This window comes from Streptosporangium sp. NPDC006013, from assembly GCF_040614275.1.
Classification (GTDB): Bacteria; Actinomycetota; Actinomycetes; order Streptosporangiales; family Streptosporangiaceae; genus Streptosporangium.
Genome location: NZ_JBEXUE010000578.1, coordinates 1 through 5,625 on the forward strand (window position 1 = coordinate 1; position 5,625 = coordinate 5,625).

The following is a 5,625-nucleotide window of genomic DNA, read 5'->3' on the forward strand; positions in this document are numbered from 1 at the left end:
GGGCGGCGCCCTCGCCGGCCCCGCCGTCCAGGCCGGTGGCGCACCCGGCGCTCACCGCCAGGGCCGTCGCCGCCGCCGCTCTTATCGTCCAGTACGTCCCCGATGCCATGGGCGACCATCCTGCCAGCAGCCGGGAGTCTGTTCGATCATGCCGCGCGAGGGCGACTCAAATGGCTATGTTGTTGTAATTCCTTGATCGCAGCATTTGGCGGGGTAGGGTCAGCACTACCACGAGTAGGGGTGGGAGCGGGGGTTTGCGAGCGCGGCGAGCACGCAATCCTGGGAAAGTCATCATGCTCGGTTGACGTAGATATGTGGCGTCGCCGGTTGACGTAATCATTCGAGTGATCCGGCCCATCTGAGGAGAACCGTGACCAACTCCACCGCGATCGACGACGCGGATCCCCCCGCCCCCCTTGAAAGCGTGGAACGGGGTAGTGATTTCGCCCGCCTGTCGCGCCGGATCGTCCAGGCGGGGCTGCTGGACCGGCGCCCCGGTTACTACGCCGTACGGCTCGGCCTGGTGGCGGCCTCCTTCGTCGGCGGCTGGGCCGTCTTCTTCGCCGTCGGCGACTCGTGGTACCAGCTGCTGGTCGCCGCCTTCCTCGCGGTGGTGTTCGCGCAGATCGGGCTGGTCGCCCACGACCTGGCCCACCGCCAGGTCTTCCGCTCCCGCCGCTCCAGCGAGCTCGCCGGGCTGGTGGCCGGAAACCTCGCCATCGGCATGAGCTACGGCTGGTGGATGGACAAGCACACCCGCCACCACGCCAACCCCAACCACGAGGACCACGACCCCGACGTCGCCCCCGACTTCCTGATCTGGTCGCACGAGCAGGCCGCCGAGAGCAGGGGGTTGCCCAGGCTCCTGGGCCGCCGGCAGGCGTTCCTGTTCTTCCCGCTGCTCACGCTCGAGGGGTTCAACCTGCACGTGTCCAGCGTCCGGGCCCTGATGCGCCCGACGACCAGGAACCGGGCCGCGGAGGCGTCGCTGCTGGCCGTGCACGCCGCCCTGTACCTGGGCGCGCTGTTCACCGTGCTGTCGCCGGGCAAGGCCGTGGTCTTCCTGCTGCTGCACCAGGCGATCTTCGGCGTCTACCTGGGCTGCACCTTCGCGCCCAACCACAAGGGAATGCCGATGCTCAGGGGCGAGGAGAAGCTCGACTTCCTCCGGCGCCAGGTGCTGACCTCGCGCAACGTGCGCGGCGGCAGGGTCCTCGACACCGTGCTCGGCGGGCTCAACTACCAGATCGAGCACCACCTCTTCCCCAGCATGCCGATGCCCAACCTGCGCCGCGCCCAGCCGATCGTCCGGGCCTACTGCGAGGAGCTGGGTGTCGACTACCTGGAGTCCGGGATCGTCAGCTCGTACGCACAGGCGCTGCGCCACCTGCACGACGTGGGCGCGTCCCTGCGAGCCGGAAGCCCCGCGCCCGGCTGACCCGGCAGGTCTCGTGCGTCAGAGCGGCAGCACTGACAACGAAGAGTCGCGCCGGCGGGCAGATGTTGCTGTTATCCGCCCGCCCCGAAATTGCCTAGGGTGCTGATGTGAAGCTCGCAGGCAGTGCCGTGCTCGGCATCGACAGAGATCGTGTGTGGTCAGCGCTCCAGAACCCGGCCGTGCTGGTACGCACGATTCCGGGGTGCGAGCGCCTTGAGGAGACGGGCCCGGACACCTACCGGATGACCGTCACCGCGGGAGTGGCCTCCATCAAGGGCGTCTACCAGGGCGAGGTCGCCCTGTCGGAGCCCGAGGCTCCGGAACGGTTCGTGCTCAGGGCTCGCGGCCAGGGCGCCCCCGGCACCGTGGACGCCACGGTGCAGGTCCGTCTCAGCGAGGTCGAGGGCGGCACCCGGATCGACTACGACGCCGAGGCCGTGATCGGCGGCATGATCGGTGGCGTCGGCCAGCGCATGCTCGGCTCCGTCGCGAGGAAGACCGCGGGTGACTTCTTCTCCGCGGTGGAGAACCATCTCGTCTCCGGTGTATCCGCTGTCTCCGGCGAGGCCCCCGTCGCCACGGTACCCGCGGAGGCCACCGCACCCGCCGCGCCGGGAGTGACGGTCGAAGCCGGCCCCGCGCACGTCTTCGAGCGCCCGGCGAAACAGCCCAGAGCCGGAGTCCCCGCCTGGTCGCTCCTCGCCGCGTTCGGCATGGGCGCGGGCGTCGCGCTCGGCAGCGCGGTGATCGGCTGGCTGCTCGGCCGTACCGGCAGGAAGCGGTGACGTCGCTCACAAAAGGAGAGGGGTAAGCGCTTCCGCCGGCGGCGGTGCCGAGGGGTGTCAATGGCCCTGCCAGCAGGAACGTTCGAGGAGTCGATCATGCCTCGATGAGGGATCTACGGTGTTCGGGTCAGCGGTCCGCGCGTTTGACCAGGCAAACTTACGCCTTTTAGGATCCTGGCGTACGTCTGCCACGACGGGTCACGGGGGAAAATGGAGCCGCTGCTGATCCTGCACGCCGTGGCGGCGATGCTCGCTCCGGCGCTGGTGCGCCGCTTCGGCAGGGCCGCGTTCCTCATGCTCGCCGTGCCACCGGCCTGCGGGTTCGGCTACACGATCTGGATCGCCCTGACCGGCATCCCCGTCGAGTCGCACCACGACTGGGCGCCCGGCCTCGGCCTGGGGCTGTCCTTCCGCGCCGACGCGCTGGCCCTGCTCATGATGGCCCTGGTCACGGGCGTGGGCGCGCTGGTCGTGCTGTACTGCTCGCGTTACTTCTCCGCGGGAGCCGAGGGGCTGGGCCGGTTCGCCGGGGTGCTCGTCGCCTTCGCCGGGGCGATGTTCGGGCTGGTGGTCGCGGACGACCTGCTGCTGCTGTACGTGTTCTGGGAGCTGACCACGGTCTTCTCCTACCTGATGATCGGCCACGACCCCGCCAGCAGGACCAGCCGCCGCGCCGCGATGCAGGCGCTGATCGTCACCACGTCCGGTGGCCTGGCGATGCTGGGCGGCATGGTCATGCTCGGCGAGGCGGCGGGAACGTACCGCATCTCGCGGATCGTGCAGAGCCCGCCGTCCGGCGGCCTGGTGGCGGTGGCGGTGGTGCTGATCCTGGTCGGCGCGCTGTCGAAGTCGGCGGTCTTCCCGTTCAGCATGTGGCTGCCCGCCGCGATGGCCGCGCCGACCCCGGTCTCGGCCTACCTGCACGCCGCGGCGATGGTGAAGGCGGGAATCTACCTGCTCGCCCGCCTGGGCCCGGCTTTCGGGGAGCTCGCCGCCTGGCGGTGGACCGCCGTACCCCTGGGCCTGCTCACCATGTTGCTCTGCGCCTGGCGGGCGCTGCGCGAGCACGACCTCAAGAAGCTGCTCGCCTACGGCACGGTGAGCCAGCTGGGTTTCCTGACGGTGCTGTTCGGCGCGGGCACCCGCGACACCGCGATCGCCGGGGTCGGGATGCTGCTCGCGCACGCGCTGTTCAAAGCCTCCCTCTTCCTGGTCGTCGGCATCATCGACCACGCCACGGGCACCCGCGACCTGCGAGAGCTGAGCGGCCTGCGGCGCTCGGCGCCGTGGCTGGCCGCGGTCGCCACCGGAGCCGCCGCCTCGATGGCGGGCATCCCGATGTTCCTGGGGTTCGCCGGCAAGGAGGCCGCCTTCGAGTCGCTGCTGACCGGACGGGGCATCGACACGGTGGTGCTCGCCGGAGTCGTCCTCGGGTCGGCGCTCACCGCCGGCTACAGCGCGCGTTTCCTGTGGGGCGCCTTCGCCGCCAAGCCCGGTGTCGAGCCGGTGTCCGTGCACTCCTTCGGCGCCGCGCTGTTCCTGCCGCCCGCGCTGCTCTCCGTGCTCGGCCTCGCCGTCGCCCCGTTCGCCGCACGGTACGGCGAGGCGATGCGGAGCTACACCGACACCTTCCCCGGGCCCGGCCACGGCACCCACCTCGCGCTGTGGAGCGGCGCCCCGGTGCCGCTGCTGCTCTCGGCCGTCGCGCTGGCGGGTGGAGCGCTCCTCTTCCTGGCCAGGAAACCGCTGGCACGAATCGGGGAGGGCCTGCACGTGATCGACTCCGGCCGGGCCTACTGGGGCCTGGTCCGCGGGCTGGAACGTTTCTCCCTGCAGCTGACCGGCGTCGTCCAGCGCGGCTCGCTGCCCGACTACCTCATGATCGCATTCGTCTCGGTGGCGGCGGTGGGGGTCTTCTCGCTGGCGTACGGCCCCGGACCCGACCTCCGGCTGGACGTGGTGCCCTGGGACCGCATCGAGCAGCCCGTCATCGGCGTGCTCATCATCGCCGCGACGGCCATCGCGCTCAGGGTGCGCTCCCACATCGTGCTCGTGCTGGTGGCCGGCCTGACCGGGTACGGCACGGCGCTGCTCTTCCTCGTCCACGGCGCGCCCGACCTGGCGCTGACCCAGTTCCTCGTCGAGACGCTGAGCCTGGTCGTGTTCGTGCTGGTGCTGCGGAGGCTTCCCCTCGGGCCGAGGGAGGAGCGGGGACGGCTGTCGTTCGGCGCGCGGCTCACCCTCGGCATCGTGAGCGGTGTCGTGGTGGCGGGGGCCGGCATGTTCGCGATGAACGCGCGGCAGGCGACACCGATCGGCACGCTGATGGCCGAAGCGGCGAAGGAGGCCGGGGCCGCCAACATCGTCAGCGCGCTCCTGGTCGACATCAGGGCCTGGGACACCATGGGGGAGAGCTCCGTGCTCGTCGTGCTCACCCTCGGCATGACCGGCCTGATCTTCCTGCGCAGCCGCTCGTACGCGCCGCAACCCCCGCCGGAGAGAACCGGGGAGGAGCCCCGGACGTACTGGCTGGCGACCACCCTGCCGCCGGGGCAGCGGACGGTGGTCCTCGAGTTCGTGGCCCGGGTGACCTTCCACACCGTGATGCTGGTCTCGGTCTTCCTGCTGTTCACCGGGCACAGCGGGGTGGGCGGCGGGTTCGCCGGAGGCATCGTGGCGGGCCTCGCCCTGGTCCTGCGCTACCTCGCCGGAGGCAGGTACGAGCTGGCCGCCGCCGCACCGGTCGCCCCCGGGGTGATGATCGGGCTGGGGCTCCTGCTGTCCACGCTCACCGCGCTGGTGGGGCTGCTGGGCGGCGCCGGAGTGCTGGACATGCTCTCCGCCGACCTGTACGTCCCGCTGGTCGGCAAGCTGCACCTGTCGACGGTGCTCCTGTTCGACCTCGGGGTCTACATCACGGTGATCGGCATGGTGCGGGACATCCTGCGCAGCCTGGGCGCCGAGCTGGATCGGCAGATCGACGAGGGGGAGGGCCGGTGACCGCGCCCGTGCTGCCGCTCCTGGTGGTCGCCGTGCTCGTGGCCGCGGGGGTCACGCTGCTGCTGGAGAGGAGCCTGGTCCGGCTGCTGGCCGGCGTCATCCTGCTCAGCAACGGGGTGAACCTGCTGATCCTCACCGTGGGCGGGCCGCCGGGAGAGCCGCCGATCCTGGGCGCCTCCGCCCCGGAGCGGATGGCCGACCCGCTGCCGCAGGCCATGGTGCTCACCTCCATCGTCATCACGCTGGGCGTCACCGCCTTCCTGCTTGCCATGATCCATCGATCCTGGCAGCTCACCGGTGCCGACGAGGTGCAGGACGACACCGAGGACCGCCGGGTGCGGCTGCGCGCCAGGCAAGGCGAGCTGAGCCAGGCCGTGCTCGACCGGCAGGCGGCGTACCAGC

4 protein-coding genes are annotated in these 5,625 nt (G+C 70.9%); all 4 read left to right on the forward strand.

What is annotated here, in order from left to right; genetic code table 11:
• Positions 1-481: 481 nt before the first annotated feature.
• On the forward strand, positions 482-1,438 hold the full coding sequence (locus ABZ260_RS45325) for an acyl-CoA desaturase (RefSeq protein WP_355630523.1): 957 nt from the start codon (positions 482-484) through the stop codon (positions 1,436-1,438).
• Positions 1,439-1,545: 107 nt separating this feature from the next.
• Positions 1,546-2,223 (forward strand): carbon monoxide dehydrogenase subunit G, encoded by a 678-nt coding sequence (locus ABZ260_RS45330; protein ID WP_355630515.1) that lies wholly within the window; start codon positions 1,546-1,548, stop codon positions 2,221-2,223.
• A gap of 210 nt (positions 2,224-2,433) precedes the next feature.
• Positions 2,434-5,223, forward strand: coding sequence for a Na+/H+ antiporter subunit A (locus ABZ260_RS45335; RefSeq protein ID WP_355630518.1), 2,790 nt, complete (start codon positions 2,434-2,436; stop codon positions 5,221-5,223).
• Positions 5,220-5,625, forward strand: a 406-nt coding sequence (locus ABZ260_RS45340; protein ID WP_355630521.1) for a Na(+)/H(+) antiporter subunit C, incomplete at its 3' end; no start/stop codon positions are given. The genes ABZ260_RS45335 and ABZ260_RS45340, both read left to right, overlap by 4 nt.